The sequence below is a fragment of the Pseudoalteromonas sp. SR41-1 genome (assembly GCF_014164015.1).
Taxonomy (GTDB): domain Bacteria; phylum Pseudomonadota; class Gammaproteobacteria; order Enterobacterales; family Alteromonadaceae; genus Pseudoalteromonas; species Pseudoalteromonas distincta.
The window spans coordinates 65,962-89,050 of record NZ_JACJEK010000021.1 but is presented as its reverse complement, the minus strand read 5'-3'; the positions used below and the strand labels follow the sequence as shown (position 1 = coordinate 89,050).

The following is a 23,089-nucleotide window of genomic DNA, read 5'->3' as shown; positions in this document are numbered from 1 at the left end:
CCGCCGTATACTTTTGCAAGTACGTTAGTGATTGCTGCAGTTAGTGTAGTTTTACCGTGGTCAACGTGGCCGATTGTACCAACGTTTACGTGCGGTTTTACGCGTTCAAACTTTTCTTTTGCCATGACGGAACCTATCAGTTTTGTGTATCTAAATTACATATGAAAATAATCCACCAAAGGTAGATTAAGTTAATCTTTTTCAAATAGTATTTTCTGACAGATAAAGGAAGTAATCAAGGAGATTCTTAGGACTGGTGCTGATAGGCAGAGTCGAACTGCCGACCTCACCCTTACCAAGGGTGCGCTCTACCAACTGAGCTATATCAGCAACACAAGAACTGGAGCGGGCAGCGGGAATCGAACCCGCATCATCAGCTTGGAAGGCTGAGGTAATAGCCATTATACGATGCCCGCATAAAAATCTGTTCTTAAACTACCTCTAACCGTCAAGAATAAAGTGGTGGAGGGAGCTGGATTCGAACCAGCGAAGGCTGAGCCGTCAGATTTACAGTCTGATCCCTTTGGCCGCTCGGGAACCCCTCCACGATAATTCTCTACTAATTCACTTCCGGTAAAAGGAAAGTGGTGCCGACTAACCGAGTCGAACGGTTGACCTACTGATTACAAGTCAGTTGCTCTACCAGCTGAGCTAAGTCGGCACTGCTTTAGTACGGGGCGAGATATTAGAGTAAGGTTTATTGGGATGCAACTATAAAATTAAAAAAAGTGTAAATTTTTAGTTTAAATGCTCAATATTCACGCGAAAACACGTTTTTTGCACTTTTTTATGTTGTTTTGCTTAGCTGGTGCCAGTAATTTAACCCCTTCATTACGAGTAATGAATCAAAAATACTTCCCTCAAATTGCTGTTGTAAAAGCAAGCCATAGCCACCAGCAAAAATTATTTGTACTTTTTGCTCTGTTTTTTTATCCGTTAAGTGCAACTTAGCTTGCTCAATTGCTCCAATGGTTGCCACTAAAGCACCATTTTTTAAACCATTAGGCGTATTTTCACCCAGTTCATTGGTAAATGGAGTTTTACCATCATCAAAAACACGTTGAGTATTTTGTGTAAGTGATGAGGTCATTAAATCAAGCCCAGGTAAAATCCAGCCACCTAAATGCAACCCTTCACTACTAAGCACATCAATTGTTGTCGCAGTACCCGCATCAACAACAATGCATGCTGTGTTTGGATATAACGTAAATCCAGCAATAAGCGCAAGCCACCTGTCTATGCCTAAGTTAGCTACATGCTCGTAAGCGCATACAAGATCTCCAAGCGTTTTGGTTACCTTGGCTTCAAAACAAATAATATTATTGCTAGCCGCTTGCGCGAGAATATCGTTTAGTAAATCACTGCGCCCTACACATGCATAAATCACTTCGGTTATTTGTAACCAAGGCAGGTTATTTATATCTGCCGGTTGTGCTTGCTCGTTATGCCACAACACAGCTTTTAATGATGTATTTCCTACGTCGATCAATAATCTCATAATTGCGCCTTTCTAAGGGAGACTTCCCCGCCGTAATAACTTTTTACTTCCCCGTCTTGGCGAATTCGTATTCCACCTTGTGCGTCAATACCTTCACATATTCCACGCCAACTTCGGTGCCCTGTGTTTAGTTCAACATATTCACCAGCAAACGCATTGAGCGAATTCCATTGCTCATACATAGCTTGCAAACCCGTTTGACGATACTGCGCTAAACGCTGCTCCAAATGATGAGTAAGAGAAGCCACAAGTTGGTTTTTATCAAGCTTTTGAGTATGTTGATTTAAGTCGGTCCACGCTTGGTCTATATGCTGACTAAAGCTCTCAGGCATTTGTAAATTAATACCGATACCAATCACTAACTGACAAGGTCCTTGCGGTTGTCCATCTAATTCAACCAATACACCTGCAAGTTTTTGCTTATTTATATAAATATCGTTAGGCCACTTAAGTTCTACGTCAACTTGGTATAACGCTTTAATAGCATCATAAACAGCTAGGCCTACCGCAATTGATACGCCCATTGCAGCTTGTAAGCCGTCATCTAAACGCCAAAAGTAACTGTAATACAAATTAGCGCCAAATGGGGATTGCCAAACACGGCCGCGTCTACCACGTCCTGCTTGCTGCATTTCAGCAACAATAACAGTGCCAGACTCAAGCGCTGTTTTGGCCTGTATACGGCGCATAAGCTCGCTGTTAGTCGAATCAATAATAGGGTGTACTTCTACATCGGCAGTATTTGCACCTAGCGCTTTGTAGTGCTGATCAATTTGCGTTTTATTTAAAAGGCCCACCTGACTATTCAAACAATAGCCTTTGCCAGTCACTTTAAAAATATCCAAGCCCATTTCTTGTAACGTTTTAATATGTTTACTTACCGCAGCTCGGCTAATACCTAGCTTTTCACCCAAGGCTTGACCAGATACAAACCCTCCTTGGTTGAGTGCATTTAAAATAGCGAGTTTGTTTCCATCAGGTGCTTTCATTACTTAGGCTCCGCGTTAATATGGCATTCGCTGCGTGCATCCATTAAACGTACTTCGTGCTCTAACATAATGTTGTAACGCGTATAAACAACTTGCTGAATGTGTTTAATCATTTTTATTAGGTCGCTGCCTTCACTATTTCCGTGATTAACAAGTACTAGAGCTTGGTGTTGATGCACTTCTATACCTGCCTCGCGGTGCCCTTTTAAACCACTTTGATCGATTAACCAACCTGCCGCGACCTTGTGATGACTTTGCCCATATTCGTAATGAGGTAAATCGGCAAATTGCTTTAATAGTTCAGCTAACTGCTGGTTGGTTATTATAGGGTTTTTAAAAAAGCTGCCCGCATTGGCAAGTGTATATGGGTTAGGTAATTTGCTATCACGCGTTTTTATAACCTGATCGAATACAGCTTGCGGGGTGATGCTTGAGAGCTGCTGCAAAGGGCCATAACTTAATGCTGGTTGCCATTTTTTTGGGAGCGCTAAGTGTACTTGCGTGATCACCGCTTTATTTTTAAGGGCATGTTTAAATATTGAATCTCTGTAAGCAAATTCACATTGCTCGTTATTTAATAAATGCATAGTGTTAGTGGTTATATCAAAGTACTCTACCAACTCAACAAATTTAGCTATCTCAACGCCATAAGCACCAATGTTTTGTACCGGCGATGCGCCAACAGTGCCCGGTATAAGTGCTAGATTTTCAAGCCCTGGTATATTTTTCTCTAATAAATAGCTAACTAGTTGATGCCAGTTTTCGCCTGCGGCAATACTTATTAGTGTGTCGCTCTCGCGCTCGGTAATTTTAATACCTTTTAAAGCTATTTTTATAACCGTACCCATGTAGTCATTTAAAAATACGGTATTACTGCCCTCGCCCAGCAAACAAAACGGGGCACTAAAATTTTGCGTTTTAAGTTGCTCAAGCTGAGTAATTTCAACAAAATTTTGGCATTGGCTGTTTAATGCGAATGTATGTAAGGAGTGTAATGAATGCGCCACAAAGCTCTCTAAAAATACCGGTAACTAATCGCAATAGTTTACCTCATCGTCGCAAATGTGGCACTAGATTGTAAAAATCACTCAACCCGCCGTGTCAATCGTGATATAAAACCAGCACTTTTTTATTTGTGTTCAGAGTAATGATGAAAATTAAACCTCTTTTTTTAAGCCTCGCTATGGCGGGTATGTGTTCGCAAGCAATGGCTAATGCGATTGACCAAAACTCGTATGCTAACCTTGATGATGTTGTTACTACTCACTTAAACCTTGATTTAGATGTCGATTTTGCCGACAAGCAGTTAGAAGGTTTTGTAGAGCATACTCTTCAGTGGAACAACAGCAAAAGTAGAACTCTCGTACTTGATACCCGCGACTTAGACATTGATAAAGTAATGTACAAAGATCAAAGCGGTAACTGGAAAAAAGCGACTTTTGATTTAGCTAAGCGAGATGACGTTAAAGGTTCAAAGCTTACTATTGTGTTTAAAAACCAAGCTGAAGTAGTTCGTATTTATTACAACAGTCGTCCAGAAGCTTCAGGCCTGCAATGGTTAACACCAGAGCAAACGGCAAGTAAAACGCATCCATTTATGTACAGCCAGTCGCAAGCAATTCATGCACGTAGTTGGATCCCAGTGCAAGATACACCCGCAATGCGTGTAACTTACTCTGCACGAATTCATACACCAAAAGATATACGTGCTGTAATGAGTGCCGATAACAAAGATGCGCTTTATAAAGATGGCGACTACATTTTTGATATGCCACAAGCAATTTCACCTTACCTAATTGCTATTGGCGCAGGTAACTTAGAATTTAAAGCAATGTCGCATCAAACAGGCATATTTGCTGAACCGACAATTTTAGATGCCTCTGTTGCTGAATTTGACGACACCCAAGCCATGATCGATAAAACAAACGCGATGTACGGCGAATATGCATGGGGTCGCTACGACTTATTAATGCTACCACCAAGTTTTCCGTTTGGTGGCATGGAAAACCCACGCTTATCATTTATTACTCCAACGGTTGTTGCCGGTGATAAAAGCTTAGTTAACCTTATTGCTCATGAGCTTGCTCATTCTTGGTCAGGTAACTTAGTAACTAACGCAACGTGGGAAGATTTATGGTTAAACGAAGGTTTTACCTCGTACGTTGAAAACCGCATTATGGAAGAAGTATTTGGCAGTGACCGTGCGGTTATGGAACAAGCACTTGATTCAGCGTCTTTACGCGCACAACTTAAAACAATTGATGCACCAGATACACGCCTTAATTTAAAACTTAACGGCCGCGACCCAGACGATGCATTCAGTTCAGTGCCTTACACTAAAGGTCAATTATTTTTAATTTACCTAGAAAACAAATATGGTCGCGATAAGTTTGACCCGTTTGTAAAAGCGTACTTTAAAGAGTTTTCGTTTAAATCACTTACTACCGCGCAATTTGTTACTTACTTAAAAGCTAACTTAATTGAAAAGTATCCTGGTGTTGTAAGCATGGATAAAGTAAACGAATGGATTTTTGAACCTGGATTACCAAATGATGCGCCAAACCCTACTTCTGATGCATTTGATAAAGTAGATACTGCAACAGCAGCATGGCTAAAAGGCGACACAACTGCAGCTCAACTGCCAACAGCTGATTGGTCTGTGCATGAGTGGCTACACTTTTTAAATAACTTACCACGTGATTTAAGCCAAGAGCACATGGTAGAGCTTGACTCAGAATTTAACCTAACACAGTCAACTAATGCCGAACGTGCATTTGCTTGGTTTATGCTAGCAGTAGGAAATGGTTATCAACCAATTTACCCTGCACTTGATAAGCACTTATCAGGTATTGGCCGTCGTAAATTAATTGTCCCATTATATAAATCCCTTATCACTAACGGTAAAAAAGAGTGGGCACAAAGCGTGTACTTAAAAGCACGCCCTGGGTATCACCCTCTTGCACAAGGTACTATTGACGCATTATTTGAATAAATAGCGTTAACTAGAAACTAAAAAGGGCCAAATTTGGCCCTTTTGTTTTGCTATTTTTCTACTTTGTCACTTTTTCTAAAAAAGCTTTACGCTCTGCAGTTGTGGCTTGTTGCCACCAAAAATCAAGCATTTGCGGCGCACTTGGCATGCCTTTACCTGTAATTGGTGCTATCGGCTTTATTGGCTGACTAGGACGAGAAGGTCCTGCAGGCATTGTATTTTGCATTACCGGTTTATTGCTTGCTAGCTGCGTGTTAGAAATAACACTTAAAGGCTTAGCAACAGCGCTACTTTTTGCTTTTAAACTAACTTGTGGTGCTTCTGCAAATACTTTTGCAGATACTGCATTTTCAGCACGATTAAACACTAAGGTATAATCTTTACCTGCTTCAACAGTTACACTTACCCAAAATGGTTCCGACTCCACAACTTCATGCGTGTCATAATCATCTTCATATAAATCGGTATATTTTAGCCTAAGCTGGTAAGTTCCTGGCGCAAGCTCTACATCATCAATACGGCTAAACAAAGAGCTTTCTAGCATTTTATCGCCCACTTGTAGTGGTACAATTTCTTCTGGAAAGTGAATATTTTCAGCATTAGCCGAAAAACTAAGTAGTAATGCAACTGCACTACTTATTAAAATTGGTTTAAGCATATTAACTCCTTTATTTGATTTCAGTTTGACACTGCTTTGAAAGTTTGTCATTAGTGAGCTTAAAATTCATAACACTTAATTAGGAACACACTATGAGCCAAGAGACTATTTTTACCAAAATAATTAATCGTGAAATTCCGGCCGACATTGTCTACGAAGATGAAGACACCCTCGCATTTAAAGATATAAATCCACAAGCGCCATTTCATGTGTTAATTATCCCCAAAAAAGCAATTGCTACTATAAATGATATAAATCCTGAAAACTCACATTTAGTAGGCAATTTATACGTTGTTGCGGCAAAATTAGCTAAGCAGCACAATTTTGCTGAGGACGGATACCGCGTGGTCATGAACTGTAACGAACATGGTGGACAAACCGTTTATCACATACATTTACATATGCTTGGCGGTAAAGAAATGGGATGGCCACCTTACCAAAATGTAAAAAAAGTAAATTAATTAAAAATTTTTATCTAACTATTCTGCTCAACCAATTAGTTACAAATGTTATGATTTTTCATGGTTATAAAGAATAAACAGTTACTTATTTGCAACATTTTATGTTTAAATAATCGTAAAATCGTATTTGTTATTGAGTGCTTCAGCGACTTTCTAATACAAAAGGTGCGGAAGTCGTGATAAACTTAAACAGTCAGCTTTATAAAAGAGTATAAAAACATGAGCAGTTCAGCCTTTTTGTTATTAGATCAAGAGCCAATTAACACTATTGGTATTAACGTTTTAGAACCTTTGTTAAAAACGCAAGGCCTTGACGTAACCACGGGTACTAATATTTTAGATATACCTGAAGGGACTCGACTTTTGTTTATCGAAACATCTAGCAAGGATGCATGGGGAAAACTAAAAGAACAACTAGTAAACCTACGTATTAAATGCGATATCATATTATTTAATCTAGACGAGAACCCTGAGCTTGCTAATCGTGCATTGTTGAGCGGTATTCGTGGCGTATTTTACACAACAGATAACGCCGATGTATTAATGAAAGGTATTCGTTTACTACTTGAAGATCAGCTTTGGTACCGTCGCGATATTATGTGTAATGCATTAAATCGTATGCTGCAATTTAATAAAGATGCGCTGCATAAACTAACCGAAGGGGATATTGAGCCTGTTAAACTTACTAAGCGAGAAAAAGCAATAATCTCACTAATGAGTAAAGGTTCGAAGAATAAAGAAATCGCTGAAGATTTAAGTATCAGTCCACACACAGTTAAAACACATTTATATAGCGCATTTAGAAAAACTAAATGTCGTAACCGTATTGAGCTCCTATCTTGGGCACAACAAAATATCCCTGATGAAATTCGTTAATCATATATTTAGTTTAAAATTAAAAACAGACACTTAGGTGTCTGTTTTTGTATGTGTTACACACTTATTTAATACCAATTTGATTGCCTAAGTAATCTGTTTTGATAATTGGTATAAGTGTATACTTTTGATAATCTTAGTTTAAAACTACTTTGCTGGAATATTAATGCTCGACTCTTTCACTCTTTATTTTGCCAGCATCGCCATCATGGTTGTAATGACCTTACTTAACTTTTTAACATGGCGAACAAACAAACAAATATCGGGCACGCTGCTATGCATTTTCTATCCCATATTGCTATTAGGCTCTGTTATTGGTTTTACGCTTGTTGGTGATACACATAATTTAGTGATTATTAGCGCTGCTAGTAGCATGATGTTTGCCGCATCAATAGTGCATTGTTTATCGCTCAGTCAGTTTTTAAATTATCACGGTATTGGTTTTAAATTACTTTGCTCAGTAACTGCTTTTTGCACTGTAATGCTTGGCTATTACACCTTTTTTGACCCATCTTTACACGAAAGAGTGATTGCATCCGATATACAGCACATAGCAGAAGCCGGCTTTTTACTCTTTATATTTATTAAGTACGCGCGCAAACCCTACCCTAATGGCAGCATTGTATACATAACCATTTTAACGCTTGTTGCTTTGAGCTTTATTGGCCGCTCGTTATTTATGGATAACATTGAACAAAAAAATCTTTTAGTAAACGGCTGGTTTAGCTCTTTGCTATTTTTAAATGGCGTAATTGCTCCCATGTTTTATGCTGCAGGTATGGCGTTATTATGTAATGAGCGCAGAGAGCAGCACCTCAATAAACTCGCCGATAAAGCACAAAAAGATTTAGAAATTCGCGGGCTCTTTTTATCAACAATAAGCCACGAAATTCGCACCCCACTAAACGGTATTTTAGGCAGTGCCCAACTTGTTATGAACCAAACAAGTGATACCCGCAATAAAGCCTATTGCGAGGCAATTATAAATTCTGCCGAATCACTTAACTTGTTGGTAGATAAGGTCCTTGATTACGCGAGCCTAGATCAGAGTGACGAAGCGCTTTACGAAGAAGATGTAGAATTTAAAACATGGCTTAATAATTTATGTTTATTACTAAGCCCAATGGCCGAGCAAAAGCAGCTAAAATTTGAGCTTATCTATAATATTCCTGAGCAAGCCTGTTATTACTGCGACCAACAAAAACTTAGACAAATAATTATTAATTTAGTCGGTAACGCTATTAAATTTACAGATCACGGAACCGTTAAAATTCAGGTTGATTTAGTATTAGAAAAACAACTTGAGCACACGATAAAAATTAGTGTCAAAGATTCAGGACCAGGTATAGAAAATGACGAGATAGCCTACTTAACAGAACCTTATGTACAAAGTAGCGCAGGAAAAGAAAAAGGCGGAACCGGCCTTGGTTTAGCTATTACTAGCCGCCTGCTTGAAAAGCTCAGTAGCCGACTCGAAATAGCCAGCCAGCTTGGTACTGGTAGTGTATTTAGCTTTACCGTTACTTTTACTTTAGGTGAATTAAGCCTTGTAGAGCAGCGCCATCAAACTAAAGATTACTTAACAGGTCTTGATGTATTACTGGTTGAAGATTTAGATTTAAATCAAAAAATTGCTATAGAATTTATGGCCGACGATGAACACAAAATTAAGCTCGCAAAAGATGGGAAAAGTGCCATAGAGCTCATGCAAGCTCACCACTTCGATGTTGTTTTGCTTGATATGAACCTACCTGATTTAACAGGCCAAGAAGTACTTAAACGTCTAAAACGCATTGATCATAAAAATCAACGAACGCCAGTACTCGCATTTACTGCAAGCCTTAGCCCTGACGAAGTAAAAGAGTATTTAGAATTAGGAATAAAAGACATTGTAGGCAAGCCTATTAAGCATGAAAAGCTTCGCCAAGCACTTAGTGACTCTCAATCTAATCAAACTGCGAGCATTGCAGTAGAGCTTATTGATACCTTGTATGACAAAACAGCGGCCGAAACACTTACCAGCTCATTTAGTGAAGATGAAGTGTCTTCAATTTATAATGAATTTGTGCTTTCAGCCCGCAACAAGCTAACTCGCTGTCAAAAGCTTATTGACCAACAACCAGAGCAATGCATTAAGCTTTTACATCGCCAAGCAAGTACCGCTCTGCAACTTGGTTTTAATCGCTATGGTATTGAGCTTAAAAAAATAGAGCGCCGTTTACTCGATAAAAAGCCACATAACGATATGCTTGATGAAGCGCTAGATCTGTGGCAACGCAGCTTAGAGCAATATTTAAAGTTTGTGCGAGGACAGTTAGAGTGAAATTAAAAAAGCGTTTAAGTTTTTTAAATTTTACTTTAGGTTAATCAAACCTCGCAACCTCTTCAAAGCTAAGCCCAGTAAAGCCATGGGCTTGCAAGGCACAAAATAGGTTTAAAGTAATATCTTTATCATTTACACGAGAGTCAAAAACGTAAGTGCCTTCAAATCGGTCTTCTGGCATTTTAAATATGCAGCTATGCTTTGGTAGTTTTTCTTTTTTGAACACCGCTTTTTGTAATCCGATATTTAAACTTGGCAGCATAAAAGTACTCATCTCAACATTTAATATACCCTCTATTTTTCGAGTGACATTATAAAAGTACCAATTATCATCACCGACATGGAAAGGCAGTAACTCTCCCGAATCTTCAAAAATCTCTGCCAATTCATTTGCTACATGATCCCTTATAGCAAGACCCTGTAAATTTATTGCTGTCATATCACCTATCGGCGTCTCTTTTTCATTATTATAATGGGCACTAAAATTTATCAGTGTAGACTCTTTTGTAGAAGTATTAGGTTTCCATAACTCAGATTCACATAAAGTTTCATCATCAGGAAATATGACTCGATAATGATTCACGTCAGGTGTGATTTTATAAATGACTTTACTCATTAATATTGAAACGTCCTTTTTGGCATGAATTTTATTTTTAACCCCTTCCATATTTATCATCAAATCGCTCTATATCGCTTTCATCAAGTACAGTACCGGTTTGCACTTCAATGACAATTAACGGGTCTTTTTGATTATTAGCCAAACTATGAATTTGCTTAGCCGCGATATAACACGATTGGTCATGCGTTAGCGTATACGCTTGCTCATTAATACACACATCTGCAATACCCGAAACCACAACCCAATGTTCAGCACGATGCTGATGGCGCTGCGTCGAAAGCTTAGCACCGCTGTTAACAGTAATTTTTTTAACTTTAAAGCCAGTGCCTTCAACCAAAGTACGGTAATTCCCCCATGGGCGAAAAACCACTTGATGATGGTTAAGTTTATCAGCCTGTGTTGTAGCAATTTGCTTAAGCAACAAAGGCAGAGAATCTAGCTCATTTTGGTTTGCAATTAACGTGGCATCATGAGTATGAATAATTGCTAAATTGCTAACTCCAAGCGTAGCAATAGTGTGTTCAGCCTCGTTAATAACTAAGTTATTAGTGCTTTTTTGAGCCATATAATTAGCATTTAAGCTATTACCGTTTTCATCTTTTTTTGTAAGCGCATCAAGGGATGAAAAACTACCTACATCACTCCATTTTAAATCAACAGGCATAACAACTACGTTATTACTGCGCTCTAAAATGGCGTAATCAATTGAATCGCTTGGGCAGTGTTCAAGCGCACTGTTGCTTGGGCGGGTAAACTCTAAATCTTTAGTAAATTGCGCCGCTGCAGCGACACTCGTTGCTATTTTTGGCGCAAACCGTTCGAGCTCTTTTAAATAGGCTGCAGGGGTAAATAAAAACATGCCGCTATTCCAGCTATAACCACCTTGAGCTAAATAGCGGTTCGCTGTATCTACGTCAGGCTTTTCTTTAAATTGTGCAACATCGTAACAACCCGTTCCAACAATAGCCGCGCCTTGTTTTATATAACCATAGCCAGTATGAGGCTCTGTAGGAGTAATCGAAAACGTCACTAGCTTTCCTTGCTCAGCAAGTTTTACAACTTCAGGGAGCTTAGCCGTTAATACATCAAAGTTTTCAATATGATGATCGGCAGGCATCACTAATAGCGGGCCGGTAATCCCATTTTGCAGTGCATAGTGGGCGGCTAATGCGATGGCAGGAGCGGTATTTTTACCTTTGGGTTCGAGTAATAATGCACTAGGAATTGAGCTTTCAGCCTGCTCGGCGGCAATAAATCGGTGCTGCTCGTTACACACTAAAATAGTATTATCAAACAACTCATTAGAAACACGCGCCAATGTACTTTGCAGTAATGACGTGTTTTCACTAAGTAGTGGTAAAAATTGTTTAGGCATTGCTTGGCGAGAGAGCGGCCACAAGCGAGAGCCTATGCCACCTGCTAAAATTACAGGAGTGATTAAAGTGTTCATAATGTACATTAGCCGCCAACAAAAATATCAGCGACTATTTTAACACTTTATTGGCTCTGCGCTAAATTAACGTGTTTATATTAATGTAAAAGAGTCTGCATCTAAATAGGCAGGAAACGCTGCTTTAAACTCATCCAGTGGCGCTTTTTCAAGCGTGATAGTAACTAGTTGCTCAGTGTTATCTTGCGCTTTAGTTAACGCATCACCTTTGAAGTCGTATACTGCCGTACCGCCATTGTGCGCCACACCATTACCGTCGTCACCCACACGATTAACACCTACTACGTAACACAGGTTTTCCATTGCACGCGCCATAAGTAACGTATCCCAAATATGGCGGCGTACAGCCGGCCAATTTGCTACGTTTATCATTACATCGTAGTCGTTATTATTACGTTGAAATACCGGAAAGCGCAGGTCATAGCATACTTGCGGTAATAGTTTAAAACCATTGATTTCAAAAACTTTGCGCGCTTGCCCTGCTACAACATAATCGCCCTCGCTTCCTAAGCGAAATAAATGGCGCTTATCGTAATAACTCACCTCACCATCGGGTTTTACCCAATAAAACCGATTCGCTTTTTTATCGCCTTGTGCAACAAGTACCGAACCGGAAATAACCGCATTATGTTTATGAGCCTGCGCCTTTAACCACGTCAGTACTTTACCGTTTTCAGGCTCTGCACAATCTAAATTAATGGCAAAGCCAGTCGAGAATGTTTCGGGCAGTAAAATAAGATCGGGCTGATGCGTAATTGCTTCAAGCTGCTTATTAAACATGGCTAAATTAGCATCTTTATCAAGCCAATAAAGCGAGCTTTGCAATGCTGTAATGGTTAAAGTTGACATAATATTTGCGCAGCCTCTATGAGAGTGTTGTCGTTTTTAGCAAAGCATAAACGAATTACTTTGTCGGTTGGTGGATTTTGATAAAAAACACTTAACGGAATAGCCGCAACACCGGCTTGCTCAACTAACCAATGGCAAAATTCAACATCGTTTAAATCCGATACATCGCTGTAATCTAACAATAAAAAGTAAGTTCCTTGGCTAGGTAAAATTTTAAAACGGCTGTTAATTAAATGACTCGCTAATAAGTCGCGTTTTTGCTGATAAAACCCGCTTAGCTCATCTATATGCTCACCTTGCTGCTCGAGCATATCGGCAAGCGCATGCTGTGCGGGGGTAAAACTTGAAAACGTAACGTACTGATGAATTTTTCTAAATTCGACAGCTAAATCGGCAGGTGCAATACAGTACCCCATTTTCCAGCCCGTGCTGTGAAACGTTTTACCAAAACTCGATACAACAAAGCTTTTGGCAAATAATTCATCATCGCGTAATACGCTTAAATGCGGTTGTTCATCAAACGTAATGTGCTCATATACCTCATCGCTTATTACATACAAATTGTGAGTACCAACTAACTCTTTAAGCGCTTTTATATCTTGTGGCTGTAATATTTTACCGCTTGGGTTATGAGGCGTATTAATAATAATTGCACGGGTATTTTTAGTAATAGCTTGGCTTACTACTTGCCAATCAATAGTGTAATTTGGCGCACTTAAAGCAATGTGTACCGACTTTCCACCAGCGAGTTCAATTGCCGGTTGGTAAGAGTCATATGCAGGGTCAAATACAATCACTTCATCATTTGGGCGTACAATTGTTTGAATAGCCACAAACAATGCCTCTGTTGCACCCGAGGTAACAGTCACTTGATCAGCTGCGTTTATATCAGCTGCATATTCGCGCTTTGCTAAATCAGCAATTTGTTGCTGTAATCGTGGTACACCACTTGAAGGTGAATATTGATTAACGCCCTGCTGCACATAATAATTTAACTGCGTTTTTAAAAGATCAGGAGCATCAAACTCAGGAAAGCCTTGAGAGAGATTAATTGCCGAAAACTCATTAGCCAACCCACTCATTTGGCTAAATATACTAACGCCTAAATTTGGTAATTTACTTTCAAACACGTGATGCCCTTAATGATGGTTTTGCGCTTAAAGCGATGCTATCATTGCTTAAAACAGAAGTATAGCCGTCTAAAAACAATTAACTTTACGCTCATTAGTGAGGAATGTATGCAAAACAATACCGCTATTTCACAACTTATTGAAGCCGGAAAATGGGTTAGCCAAAAAGGCTGGGTACCCGCAACAGGCGGAAACTTTTCAGCTCGTACTAGCACTGGCTTTGTTGTTACAGCAAGTGGGCACGATAAAGGCTCACTGACGCAAGAGCATTTTTTGCAATTAGATCACCAAGGCGAGCGCCTAGCAGGAGCTGTAAAACCATCGGCAGAAACACAATTACACCTAAGTTTGTATCAGCTAATACCTGATGCGCAGTGTGTTTTGCATACTCACTCTGTAGCCGCTACCGTACTGTCGCAAATTACCCAAGGGCATCAGCTTGATTTAACAGGCTATGAAATGCAAAAAGCACTGAGCGGCTTTACTTCGCATTTAGAAACGCTGAGCATTCCTATTTTCGATAACGATCAAGATATTGATCGATTAAGCCTACTGGTCAGTGACCATCATTTACACACGCCTATAGAGCACGGCGTACTGATACGTGGTCATGGTTTATATGCGGTAGGACGTAATATTGATGAAGTTCGTCGCCACCTAGAAGCCTTAGAGTTTTTATTTAGCTGCGAACTAGAGCGCCTAAAAATAATAGGTATTCAAGCGGGAGTAACTAAATGATTAAAGCCATTTTAACCGACATCGAAGGCACAATAACCCGTATCTCGTTTGTTAAAGAGGTGTTGTTTCCTTACGCAGCAAAACAGTTACCTACCTTTGTACGTGCCAATGCTAATAAGCCAGATGTAGCTGAGCAAATTAGTGCCGTAAAAGCCCTTATCGAAAAGCCAAACGCCGATATTGAAGAAGTCATTAGCACTTTACTTACCTGGATTGATGAAGATAAAAAAATCACTCCACTTAAGCAGTTACAAGGCTTGATTTGGCAAACAGGGTATGAACACGGTGATTTTAAAGGTCATTTATACCCAGATGCATTTGATTTTTTACAAGCTCAGTACAACAACGATATAGCTTTATATGTGTATTCGTCAGGGTCAGTAAAAGCGCAGCAGCTACTTTTTAAATACAGTGATTATGGTGACATTCGCAGCTTGTTTACTGACTTTTTTGACACCAAAGTTGGCGCAAAACAAGAGCAAATGGCCTATAACACCATTGTTGAGCTGTTACCGTTTAAAGCAGCAGAAATACTCTTTTTAAGTGATGTAGCCAGTGAGCTTGATGCCGCGCAAGCTGCGGGCTTAAAAACACTACATTTAATTCGTGATGGGCAAGCAAGCACTAAAGCACACCCTTATATTAATGACTTTAGCCAATTTAAATTGGAGCAATTAGTATGAGCCAATTAACAATATATGCTGACAACGATGCAAGCAAAGCACTTGTAAGCACATCAAATGCTGATGATATTACAAAGCAACTAGCTAAAGTAAACGTACGTTTTGAACAGTGGCAAGCAAATGCAGATATTAATGAGCACACCACCCACGAGCAAATTATTAGTGCGTACAAAAACGATATAGATCGGTTAAAAACCGAAAATGGCTATCAAACAGTAGACGTTATATCTCTAGCTAAAGGTAATCTTGGCGCATCAGAGCTGCGCAAAAAGTTTTTATTTGAACATACTCATAGTGAAGACGAAGTACGTTTTTTTGTAAAAGGCCAAGGGCTATTTTGCCTGCATTTAGGCAATAAGGTTTACCAGGTACTTTGCCAACAAGGCGATTTAATTTCAGTGCCTGAACTTACCCCGCATTGGTTTGATATGGGAAGCGACCCTGAGTTTACTGCCATTCGCTTATTTAACAATACAGAAGGCTGGGTGGCAAAAAGCACTGCCTCGTCTATTGCAGAGCAATTTCCGCTATTATCGTAAGTTAGCCATTCAAAACCTTGGTCCACACTGATAAACATAACGTGGACCAAAACATCGCGAAGCTACTTAAGCTTTATGAGATCGCCATTTTCAACCTGACTTTGGTTATACACACCTGTATCTAACACCCATCCTGTGACCAGTTTTGCCGGCGTTATATCAAATGCAGGGTTATATACATTAGCATTGATGGGCGCCCATAAAGCCTCGCCAAAGCTACCGCTAACTCCGCGCACTTCTTGAGGATTACGTTGCTCTATTTCTATATCATTACCACAAGCGGTGTTGGTATCAAGCGTGGTAATAGGCGCAACGACATAAAATGGAATGTTATGAAAATACGCAAGTACGGCTAAATTATAGGTGCCCACTTTATTAGCAAAATCACCATTGGCAGCAATACGATCAGCCCCTACTACTATTTTATCCACCTTACCTGCAGCCATTAAACTTGCCGCCATATTATCGCAAATTAATGTGTACGGAATTTTCCAGCGCTCAAGCTCAAAGGCAGTTAAGCGACCGCCTTGTAATAATGGTCGTGTTTCATCAACCCACACATGTACGTTGCCATATTTTTGCTGCGCTTTGTAAATAACACCTAGTGCAGTACCAATACCAGCGGTTGCAAGCGCCCCTGTATTACAATGAGTTAATATGTTGTCGCCACTATTTATAAGCTCGGCACCACGATTTGCCATTCGTTCACACAGCTCAATATCTTCAATAAACAACCGCTCAGCAGTACTAACAATACCGGCAACATAATCGCTTTGCGTTAAAGCTTTTCGCAATGCCGCCATACAATGCATTAAATTAACCGCCGTTGGACGAGTGGCTTCTAGTTCATTGATTGCTTTTTCAAGCTCACTTTTCACTAACCCTTGCTCAGCTAAATACGCCACTAACAAGCTCGCGCCTAAGCCAATTAGTGGGGCTCCACGCACTTTTAAGTTAATGATCAGCTCTTTCATGGTTTCTACATCATGGCACTGATGCCATACCTGCTGGTGAGGTAGTAAATATTGGTCGAGCACACTAAGCGACCCGTTTTCATATTTTAAACTGCTTGCGATTAAGTTTTGCATAATGCTTAAGGTATTAAAAATGCGTAACGTTATTTTACACCACTTTGAATAACTCTCAAGTTAGACTTGTAGACATCTAAACATTTAAAAGTATAGAATGCTTAAAAGCTGATTTTTGAGATTTAAACCATGACTAACTATGTTGCTTTTAATGCACAGCGCGCTATCGATTACGTATCGACATTAATTGAATCTAAACAATGTAATTTTTTTGATTCCGGACAAACCTTATCGGCATATGAGTTTGGTGATGGCAATCTTAATTTAGTATTTAGAATTACTGATGAGCAAAACAATAGTGTTATTTTAAAGCAAGCTCTGCCTTACGCGCGTTGCGTGGGTGAGTCGTGGCCATTAACGCTTGATAGAGCCCGTATAGAAGCACAAGTTTTACTTAACCATGGTGCTATTTGCCCTACTTATACTGCTAATGTTTTACATTATAGTGAAATGCAAGCGCTGACTATTTTAGAAGATTTAGGTAATTTACAAATATTGCGTACTGCACAAAATAATGCAGAGCAATTCCCTAAATTAGCGCAGCACGTAGCGACCTACTTAAGCCACACCGGCTTTTATAATTCAGATTTTTACTTAACCGCGCAAACTAAAAAAGCACTCGTTAGCCAATTTACTAATCCTGAGCTTTGCCAAATCACTGAAGACTTATTTTTTAGCGATCCGTACATTGAGCACGAACGCAATAACTACCCAAAGCAACTACAAAACGAAGTTGACGCAATACAAAAAAACAACGCATTGAAGTTAGAAATAGCAAAACTAAAAGCTAATTTTTTATCTAACCCGCAAACATTACTTCATGGTGATATGCACAGCGGTAGCATTTTTGTTGATTGTAATAATACAAAGATGATTGACCCAGAGTTTGGCTTTTTTGGGCCTATTGGGTTCGATATTGGCTCTTTTATTGGTAATTTGCTATTGAATTACTGCGCACAAGCAGGGCATATTGATGACTTTGTAGCACGTCGTAATTACCAAACACATTTACTTAGCTGTATCGTAGACACCTATAGTTTATTTGAGCAGCAATGGCTTGAATTAATACGCACTAAAACAACAGATGAATCACTAGCGCCAGTAGGCTATGCGCAATACTTTATGAAAAACGTATTGCAAGATGCTGTTGGTTACTGTGGTGCTGAGTTAATTAGGCGTACTATTGGGCTTGCGCACGTAAGCGATATAGATAGTATTAGTGATGACAATGCGCGCCTTACAGTGCAAAAACAAACATTAGCACTAGGCGAGCAACTTATTTTAAATGCACAAACATGCAACAACAAAGAAGCATTCTTTAGTTTATTAATAAGCCAATTAAACTAACAAGCATTAAAAAAGGCGCTATAAGCGCCTTCTAGTTAGTTAAAACTTACTTGTAGTTTTCATAAATTTTATCAAGCGGCTCTGAAAGCCCACTTTCTTGCACTATACGTACATGCTTACGAGCCAACTCTCGTGCACTTGTTACACCGCATGAGTGAGCAATTAAACCGGCTCCGTAATGAATGTATTTATTATAGTTAGCTACTCGTTGCGCTTTATCAGCTACATTTAAGCCGCGTTGCAAACGCTCGTTATGCGTAGTGATCCCGGTTGGACAGGTATCTTTATTACATTGCATTGCCTGAATACAGCCCAGTGCAAACATATGACCACGAGCCGATACAACAAAATCAGCACCAAGCGCCAATGCCCATGCAACCTTTGAAGGAACGATTAATTTACCCGATGCAATAATTTTCACGCGATCTCGAAGCCCGTGCTTTTCAAGCATATTAACTACAAGCGGCAAGCTTTCGCGAAGAGGTAAACCCACCGAATCCATAAGCGGCTGCGGTGCAGCCCCCGTACCACCATCAGCACTATCAATTGTTATAAAATCGGGTGCCGACTCAATGCCACGATGATTTATTTCTGCAAATAACGTTTCTAACCAGGTGTAATCACCAATAACGGCTTTAAAGCCTGTTGGTTTTCCTGTGGCATTACGTACAGTGGCAATCATATCGAGAATGTCGGCTGGGTTTTTGATTTCAGGGTGTCCATTTGGGCTAATCGAATCTTGCCCTTCTGGAATACCCCTAATTTTAGCTATTTCGGCGTTAACTTTGCGCCCTGGTAACATACCGCCTTTACCTGGTTTTGCACCTTGGCTCATTTTTAGCTCGAACATTTTGACTTGTTCGTGAGCTGCTATTTCTTTAAGTTTTTCGGTGCTTAAGTTTCCATGCTCGTCTCGGGCACCATATTTAGCTGTACCAATTTGAAATACCAAATCGGCGCCACCTTCAAGGTGGTAAGGGCTTAAGCCCCCTTCACCTGTGTTCATCCAGCAACCCGCTAATTTAGCACCTTTTGATAAAGCGCGCACAGCAGGCTTTGAAAGCGCACCAAAGCTCATGCCCGACACATTAAATAACGAATTAGTGGTGTAAGGTGTTTTACAATACGGACCTAAAGTAACATTACTCGGGTCGAGTGCTTCTTCATCTAAAGTAGGAAAAGCACAGTTCATAAACATAACCGTACCCGTCACTTCTAAGCTTTGTGTTGAACCAAATGCAGCGGTGCGATCGACATCTTTTGCTGCACGGTAAACCCAACTGCGCTCAGCGCGGTTAAATGGCATTTCTTCTCGATCGAGGGCAAAAAAGTATTGTCTGAAAAATTCACCTTGGCGTTCAAAAAAATATCGAAAGCGGCCAATTACTGGGTAGTTACGCCTAATAGCATGTTTTGTTTGTGTTATATCGCGAAAGTAAAAAATAATAACAGTAAGCACAATTAACCCAAGTGCGATAATAAAAATACTCGCAAATACGTCAATACTAAACATAATGAAATTGCTCATCTAAGGCCCCTTGATGGCTATATTTTTAGATAATACCTATTGCGTAGTATGTGAATATTTTGACGATTGGAGTCGCTAAAATAAACTACATTACTAGGTCTGTGGTATAAAAAAGGTGTTGCGGTCAAAATGACACAACACCTTTGTTTGTTCAAGGTTTATAAGCCCTACAAAGCTAATTTTGCAGCTTAGTTAACTCATTTTTTATATATAAACGTACCTGTGTTTCTAATACTGACAAGGGCACTGAACCATGGCGAAGAACCTGATGGTGAAATTCGCGAATATCAAAATTTGGTCCAAGCGCTTGCTCTGCTTCAACACGTAAACGTTTAATAGTTAACTCACCAATTTTGTATGACAGTGCCTGAGCTGGCCAAGATATATAACGGTCAGTTTCTGTTTTAACATTATGCAGCGAAAGCGCGGTGTTCTCGCTCATAAAGTTCATAGCTCGCTCGCGGCTCCAGCCATACATGTGCATCCCTGTATCAACAACCAAACGTGCTGCTCGCCACATTTCATAAGTTAAGCGACCAAAACGGCTATATGGGTCTTGATAAAAGCCTGCCTCTAAACCTAAATATTCAGAGTAAAGCCCCCAACCTTCGCCAAATGCCGAAAGGTAAGCATCACGACGATAGCTCGGCAAATTTTCAAGCTCTGCATTAAGTGATATTTGTAAATGATGACCTGGCACTGCTTCGTGCAATGTTAATGCTTCTAAAACATACAAAGGGCGCTTATCTAAAGCGTAAGTATTTACCCAGTAGTATCCAGCTTCATCATCTCGATTAGAGCCAGAATACCGACCTGTTGTGTATTTAGGGGCAATACTTGCGGGTACCGGTGCCACGCCATAAGGTTTGCGCGGTAAGGTATGAAATAACTTAGGCAGCTGTGCATCCATTTTTTTAGCAATGTAAGATGCTTCTTTTAAAAGTTGCTCAGGTGTTGTTGCGTAAAACTGTGGGTCGGTACGTAAAAAGTGAATAAACTCAGCAAATGAGCCTTTAAAACCAACTTCTTTTATTACAGCTTCCATTTCACCTCGAATGCGAGCAACTTCTTTTAAGCCTAGCTGGTGGATCTCTTTTGGTGTCATGTCGGTAGTGGTGTAATGCTTAGCACGATTTTTATAAAAAGCTTTGCCATTAGGGGTTTCTGAAATACCAATACTTGTGCGGGCGCCCGGTTGGTATTGCTCAGTAAAAAACGTTAAGTAGCTTTTATATGCTGGTATTACTTTATTTTTTAAAACAACTTTAGCTCGCTGTTGAAGTGCATAAAAGTCACTCTCACTTAAACTGGCAGTGTTAGCTAAAAACGGTTTATAAAATTCTGATTGAGTTACATCATCAACAATATAAGTACTTATGGAGTCTTCGTATCCTTCTAACACTGCTTTTGGTTGGGTGAGACCTGTTTCGAGCCCTTTTTTCATCCAATATATATTTTGCCCAAAAAAGCGGGGGATTTGTGCTAAACGTGCAAGGTATGTCTCTAAATCTTGCTCTTTTTTATATTGAGAACTGTTAACGATGTACGACAGACCGGAGTGAAAACCATACTCAGATGTAAGCGGCATGTAATGCGCATTAAACACATATTCGTCAACGCTATTTTGCACCTGAGCACGAATAATACTTAAGTTAATTTGATTTTCGTCACTAAGCTTAGTTGCATCTACGGCATCTAAGTCTGCTAATAATTGAGTATTACTTTTGTACTGCTTTGCTAAAAATTCTGGCGATAAATTGGCAAGTAAATAGCCATCAACCCCTTTTGAACTGCTATAAGGATTTATACTTTCTCTATATTGAACAATAGATTGTGCTACTTGAGTAAACTGCTCATCCGCATTGGGTGTGGTTATTTGACATGCACTTAACGAACATAAAGCAGTTATGCCAAGAAGCGTTTGGCGAAGCGTTTTTGGTAAAAAAAGATTCATTATTATTTAACTTGATGATGCAATAGATTGCATAAAACTATCGTAGGCTAAAGAAATAGCAAGTAAATGAGACAAACTAGCATATTGAAATAATGCTACATACGTTAACAGAAGTAAAAACCAGCCGAATTGATGAGAAAAACAGCGATTGGGCTGCTAAAGTAAAATTTAAGTTCCCTAACTATCGTTTTTGCTTTTAAATAGCGCGGATAATGATTACTGTATAAAAAAATAATAAAAAGCTCGGACGCATAACCGCCTCATGGAATGAGATATTTTAAAATTTGCACTTATGCGTACTTAGTTGGTATTTAAAATGATGTTCCATGATTCCATGGCTATTGCACAAGAGAAGATGACTAAAGTGTGTGTGTTTTTAGAGCGCTATGCACTTTCTCCTACGCCGCTCAATTATCAAGTTGTTTATACCTATACTAGCCAAACTAACCTTGAGCTGAACAAAGCCTTAGACCGCGCTATTGCGGTTGAAGATAATATAGACAGTGTTTTAATTGAACAGCTCCATGCTGAATTTTTAAATACCGGTCACACAGAGCAAGTCAACATGATTCAAAATGTTGATGGTGTTATAAGTTCACTTTCTCAAAACTCTCAAGCTACTGAAAAACAGATAATTCGCTTTGCGGGTCAGGTGAGCGAATGCGTACATTCACTAGATGAGAACAACATAGAACAAAGCCGTCAAGCGCTTGAAGTACTTCATAATCAAACCGCCGAATTACTAAATCAACACAAGCAATTTAAGCAAGAACTAAGTAAAGCCAAACAACTACACGAAAAAACAAAAAAGCAGCTAAATCAACTTCGTAAACAACATATTATTGATAGCCAAACAGGGCTTTATAAACGCCATTATTTAACGCAACAAACTCAAGTATGGACTAATCAAAAAAAGTCTATTTGCGCCATTGCGATTCAAATAGATAACCTTGATCACTTTACTGAAAATTACGGTGATATAATTGGTGAAGTTATTTTGAATAAAGTAGCTAAACAAGTGCAAAAATATGTTTTTCAAAGTGGCTTGCCTGGCCGCACAGCTAAAGATCAATTTACTGTTTTACTCGCCGATATAGACCCAGAAACAGCCAATGTTATAGCTGAAAAAGTCCGAAATGGAGTCGAAAAGCTTCGCTTTGTTAGTTCAAAAACAGGGATTAAGTTACCTAGTATTGGCTTATCTCTAGGAATTGCTCAACATCTACAAGAAGATGATTTTAACCAGTTAGCTAAAAAAGCGTCTCATGCGGCTTTTAAAGCGCGGTCATTAGGGCAAAGTAGCTACACTGCAGGGCAATAAATTACCTGATAAATCATATTCAAATTGCACCTACTGCGTACAATAA

At 39.5% G+C, this 23,089-nt stretch carries 21 protein-coding genes and 4 tRNA genes; 9 read left to right on the top strand and 16 right to left on the bottom strand.

All coding sequences use genetic code 11. The features are described from left to right. From H5118_RS17085 to murB, 8 genes are all read right to left on the bottom strand, one after another. Positions 1-125, bottom strand: a 125-nt coding sequence (locus H5118_RS17085; protein ID WP_033023824.1) for a GTP-binding protein, incomplete at its 3' end; no start/stop codon positions are given. A 129-nt stretch (positions 126-254) separates the two neighbouring features. Continuing rightward, a tRNA-Thr gene (locus H5118_RS17080) sits at positions 255-330 on the bottom strand. An 11-nt stretch (positions 331-341) separates the two neighbouring features. Continuing rightward, a tRNA-Gly gene (locus tag H5118_RS17075) sits at positions 342-416 on the bottom strand. 44 nt (positions 417-460) lie between these two features. Then, positions 461-545, bottom strand: a tRNA-Tyr gene (locus tag H5118_RS17070). 40 nt (positions 546-585) lie between these two features. Then, positions 586-661: transfer RNA gene (locus tag H5118_RS17065), tRNA-Thr, on the bottom strand. A gap of 126 nt (positions 662-787) precedes the next feature. Beyond that, the gene (locus H5118_RS17060; protein WP_182749563.1) at positions 788-1,498 is read right to left on the bottom strand and encodes a type III pantothenate kinase; all 711 of its coding nucleotides are present in this window, start codon (positions 1,496-1,498) and stop codon (positions 788-790) included. Next, positions 1,495-2,487, bottom strand: a complete 993-nt coding sequence (birA, locus tag H5118_RS17055) for a bifunctional biotin--[acetyl-CoA-carboxylase] ligase/biotin operon repressor BirA (protein WP_024606311.1) — start codon at positions 2,485-2,487, stop codon at positions 1,495-1,497. Before birA ends, H5118_RS17060 begins: the two co-directional genes overlap by 4 nt. Beyond that, positions 2,487-3,494, bottom strand: coding sequence for a UDP-N-acetylmuramate dehydrogenase (murB, locus tag H5118_RS17050; protein ID WP_182749562.1), 1,008 nt, complete (start codon positions 3,492-3,494; stop codon positions 2,487-2,489). Before murB ends, birA begins: the two co-directional genes overlap by 1 nt. A gap of 143 nt (positions 3,495-3,637) precedes the next feature. Between murB and H5118_RS17045 the strand changes: the two genes are divergently transcribed. Continuing rightward, a complete protein-coding gene (locus H5118_RS17045; RefSeq protein ID WP_182749564.1) occupies positions 3,638-5,479 on the top strand; it encodes a M1 family metallopeptidase in 1,842 nt (613 codons plus the stop codon). Positions 5,480-5,537: 58 nt separating this feature from the next. On the opposite strand, the gene H5118_RS17040 is transcribed toward H5118_RS17045, so the two are convergent. Then, complete coding sequence (locus H5118_RS17040; protein WP_004334921.1) at positions 5,538-6,137, bottom strand: DUF2057 domain-containing protein; 600 nt, start codon at positions 6,135-6,137, stop codon at positions 5,538-5,540. 92 nt (positions 6,138-6,229) lie between these two features. Here H5118_RS17040 and H5118_RS17035 point away from each other — a divergent pair, with 92 nt between their 5' ends. The 3 genes from H5118_RS17035 (at position 6,230) to H5118_RS17025 (ending at position 9,797) form a co-directional block, all read left to right on the top strand. Then, positions 6,230-6,598, top strand: a complete 369-nt coding sequence (locus H5118_RS17035) for a histidine triad nucleotide-binding protein (RefSeq protein ID WP_004334923.1) — start codon at positions 6,230-6,232, stop codon at positions 6,596-6,598. A gap of 219 nt (positions 6,599-6,817) precedes the next feature. After that, complete coding sequence (locus tag H5118_RS17030) at positions 6,818-7,474, top strand: response regulator transcription factor (RefSeq protein WP_004334929.1); 657 nt, start codon at positions 6,818-6,820, stop codon at positions 7,472-7,474. A gap of 166 nt (positions 7,475-7,640) precedes the next feature. Beyond that, positions 7,641-9,797 (top strand): response regulator, encoded by a 2,157-nt coding sequence (locus H5118_RS17025; RefSeq protein WP_154903838.1) that lies wholly within the window; start codon positions 7,641-7,643, stop codon positions 9,795-9,797. Between the two features lie 40 nt (positions 9,798-9,837). On the opposite strand, the gene H5118_RS17020 is transcribed toward H5118_RS17025, so the two are convergent. The 4 genes from H5118_RS17020 to H5118_RS17005 form a co-directional block, all read right to left on the bottom strand. After that, positions 9,838-10,473: a hypothetical protein gene (locus H5118_RS17020; protein ID WP_259397996.1), complete on the bottom strand. Its 636-nt coding sequence runs from the start codon at positions 10,471-10,473 to the stop codon at positions 9,838-9,840. After that, positions 10,451-11,866, bottom strand: coding sequence for a mannose-1-phosphate guanylyltransferase/mannose-6-phosphate isomerase (locus tag H5118_RS17015; RefSeq protein ID WP_182749561.1), 1,416 nt, complete (start codon positions 11,864-11,866; stop codon positions 10,451-10,453). Before H5118_RS17015 ends, H5118_RS17020 begins: the two co-directional genes overlap by 23 nt. A 75-nt stretch (positions 11,867-11,941) precedes the next feature. Continuing rightward, complete coding sequence (locus H5118_RS17010) at positions 11,942-12,715, bottom strand: amidohydrolase (protein WP_182749560.1); 774 nt, start codon at positions 12,713-12,715, stop codon at positions 11,942-11,944. Next, entirely contained in the window at positions 12,703-13,845 is a 1,143-nt protein-coding gene (locus H5118_RS17005; RefSeq protein WP_182749559.1) for a methionine aminotransferase, read from the bottom strand. Before H5118_RS17005 ends, H5118_RS17010 begins: the two co-directional genes overlap by 13 nt. Before the next feature lie 108 nt (positions 13,846-13,953). Here H5118_RS17005 and H5118_RS17000 point away from each other — a divergent pair, with 108 nt between their 5' ends. From H5118_RS17000 to H5118_RS16990, 3 genes are read left to right on the top strand one after another with little or no spacing between them, the layout of a single operon-like run. Beyond that, a complete protein-coding gene (locus H5118_RS17000; RefSeq protein ID WP_004334937.1) occupies positions 13,954-14,583 on the top strand; it encodes a methylthioribulose 1-phosphate dehydratase in 630 nt (209 codons plus the stop codon). Continuing rightward, positions 14,580-15,266 (top strand): acireductone synthase, encoded by a 687-nt coding sequence (gene mtnC / locus H5118_RS16995; protein WP_182725054.1) that lies wholly within the window; start codon positions 14,580-14,582, stop codon positions 15,264-15,266. Before H5118_RS17000 ends, mtnC begins: the two co-directional genes overlap by 4 nt. After that, entirely contained in the window at positions 15,263-15,805 is a 543-nt protein-coding gene (locus H5118_RS16990; protein WP_182725053.1) for an acireductone dioxygenase, read from the top strand. Before mtnC ends, H5118_RS16990 begins: the two co-directional genes overlap by 4 nt. A 62-nt stretch (positions 15,806-15,867) precedes the next feature. On the opposite strand, the gene mtnA is transcribed toward H5118_RS16990, so the two are convergent. Next, positions 15,868-16,893, bottom strand: a complete 1,026-nt coding sequence (mtnA, locus tag H5118_RS16985) for an S-methyl-5-thioribose-1-phosphate isomerase (protein WP_182725052.1) — start codon at positions 16,891-16,893, stop codon at positions 15,868-15,870. A gap of 129 nt (positions 16,894-17,022) precedes the next feature. Between mtnA and mtnK the strand changes: the two genes are divergently transcribed. Beyond that, complete coding sequence (gene mtnK, locus H5118_RS16980; protein WP_182682781.1) at positions 17,023-18,240, top strand: S-methyl-5-thioribose kinase; 1,218 nt, start codon at positions 17,023-17,025, stop codon at positions 18,238-18,240. A 46-nt stretch (positions 18,241-18,286) separates the two neighbouring features. On the opposite strand, the gene H5118_RS16975 is transcribed toward mtnK, so the two are convergent. Beyond that, positions 18,287-19,768: an FMN-binding glutamate synthase family protein gene (locus H5118_RS16975; protein ID WP_138489912.1), complete on the bottom strand. Its 1,482-nt coding sequence runs from the start codon at positions 19,766-19,768 to the stop codon at positions 18,287-18,289. 175 nt (positions 19,769-19,943) lie between these two features. Beyond that, a complete protein-coding gene (locus tag H5118_RS16970) occupies positions 19,944-21,722 on the bottom strand; it encodes a DUF885 family protein (RefSeq protein ID WP_182749558.1) in 1,779 nt (592 codons plus the stop codon). A 334-nt stretch (positions 21,723-22,056) separates the two neighbouring features. On the opposite strand from H5118_RS16970, the gene H5118_RS16965 reads away from it, so the two are divergent. Beyond that, entirely contained in the window at positions 22,057-23,043 is a 987-nt protein-coding gene (locus H5118_RS16965; RefSeq protein ID WP_004334947.1) for a GGDEF domain-containing protein, read from the top strand. The last annotated feature ends 46 nt before the right edge of the window (positions 23,044-23,089 follow it).

What these genes read in the sequence shown, in the direction of transcription:
- H5118_RS17020 (WP_259397996.1), bottom strand. Translation starts at nt 10,473, where the DNA reads ATGATAAATATGGAAGGGGTTAAAAATAAAATTCATGCCAAAAAGGAC.
- H5118_RS16990 (WP_182725053.1), top strand. Translation starts at nt 15,263, where the DNA reads ATGAGCCAATTAACAATATATGCTGACAACGATGCAAGCAAAGCACTT.
- H5118_RS17040 (WP_004334921.1), bottom strand. Translation starts at nt 6,137, where the DNA reads ATGCTTAAACCAATTTTAATAAGTAGTGCAGTTGCATTACTACTTAGT.
- birA (WP_024606311.1), bottom strand. Translation starts at nt 2,487, where the DNA reads ATGAAAGCACCTGATGGAAACAAACTCGCTATTTTAAATGCACTCAAC.
- mtnK (WP_182682781.1), top strand. Translation starts at nt 17,023, where the DNA reads ATGACTAACTATGTTGCTTTTAATGCACAGCGCGCTATCGATTACGTA.
- H5118_RS17030 (WP_004334929.1), top strand. Translation starts at nt 6,818, where the DNA reads ATGAGCAGTTCAGCCTTTTTGTTATTAGATCAAGAGCCAATTAACACT.
- H5118_RS16970 (WP_182749558.1), bottom strand. Translation starts at nt 21,722, where the DNA reads ATGAATCTTTTTTTACCAAAAACGCTTCGCCAAACGCTTCTTGGCATA.
- H5118_RS17010 (WP_182749560.1), bottom strand. Translation starts at nt 12,715, where the DNA reads ATGTCAACTTTAACCATTACAGCATTGCAAAGCTCGCTTTATTGGCTT.
- H5118_RS16975 (WP_138489912.1), bottom strand. Translation starts at nt 19,768, where the DNA reads ATGAGCAATTTCATTATGTTTAGTATTGACGTATTTGCGAGTATTTTT.
- H5118_RS17035 (WP_004334923.1), top strand. Translation starts at nt 6,230, where the DNA reads ATGAGCCAAGAGACTATTTTTACCAAAATAATTAATCGTGAAATTCCG.
- H5118_RS17045 (WP_182749564.1), top strand. Translation starts at nt 3,638, where the DNA reads ATGAAAATTAAACCTCTTTTTTTAAGCCTCGCTATGGCGGGTATGTGT.
- H5118_RS17060 (WP_182749563.1), bottom strand. Translation starts at nt 1,498, where the DNA reads ATGAGATTATTGATCGACGTAGGAAATACATCATTAAAAGCTGTGTTG.
- mtnA (WP_182725052.1), bottom strand. Translation starts at nt 16,893, where the DNA reads ATGCAAAACTTAATCGCAAGCAGTTTAAAATATGAAAACGGGTCGCTT.
- mtnC (WP_182725054.1), top strand. Translation starts at nt 14,580, where the DNA reads ATGATTAAAGCCATTTTAACCGACATCGAAGGCACAATAACCCGTATC.
- H5118_RS17000 (WP_004334937.1), top strand. Translation starts at nt 13,954, where the DNA reads ATGCAAAACAATACCGCTATTTCACAACTTATTGAAGCCGGAAAATGG.
- H5118_RS17015 (WP_182749561.1), bottom strand. Translation starts at nt 11,866, where the DNA reads ATGAACACTTTAATCACTCCTGTAATTTTAGCAGGTGGCATAGGCTCT.
- H5118_RS16965 (WP_004334947.1), top strand. Translation starts at nt 22,057, where the DNA reads ATGGCTATTGCACAAGAGAAGATGACTAAAGTGTGTGTGTTTTTAGAG.
- H5118_RS17025 (WP_154903838.1), top strand. Translation starts at nt 7,641, where the DNA reads ATGCTCGACTCTTTCACTCTTTATTTTGCCAGCATCGCCATCATGGTT.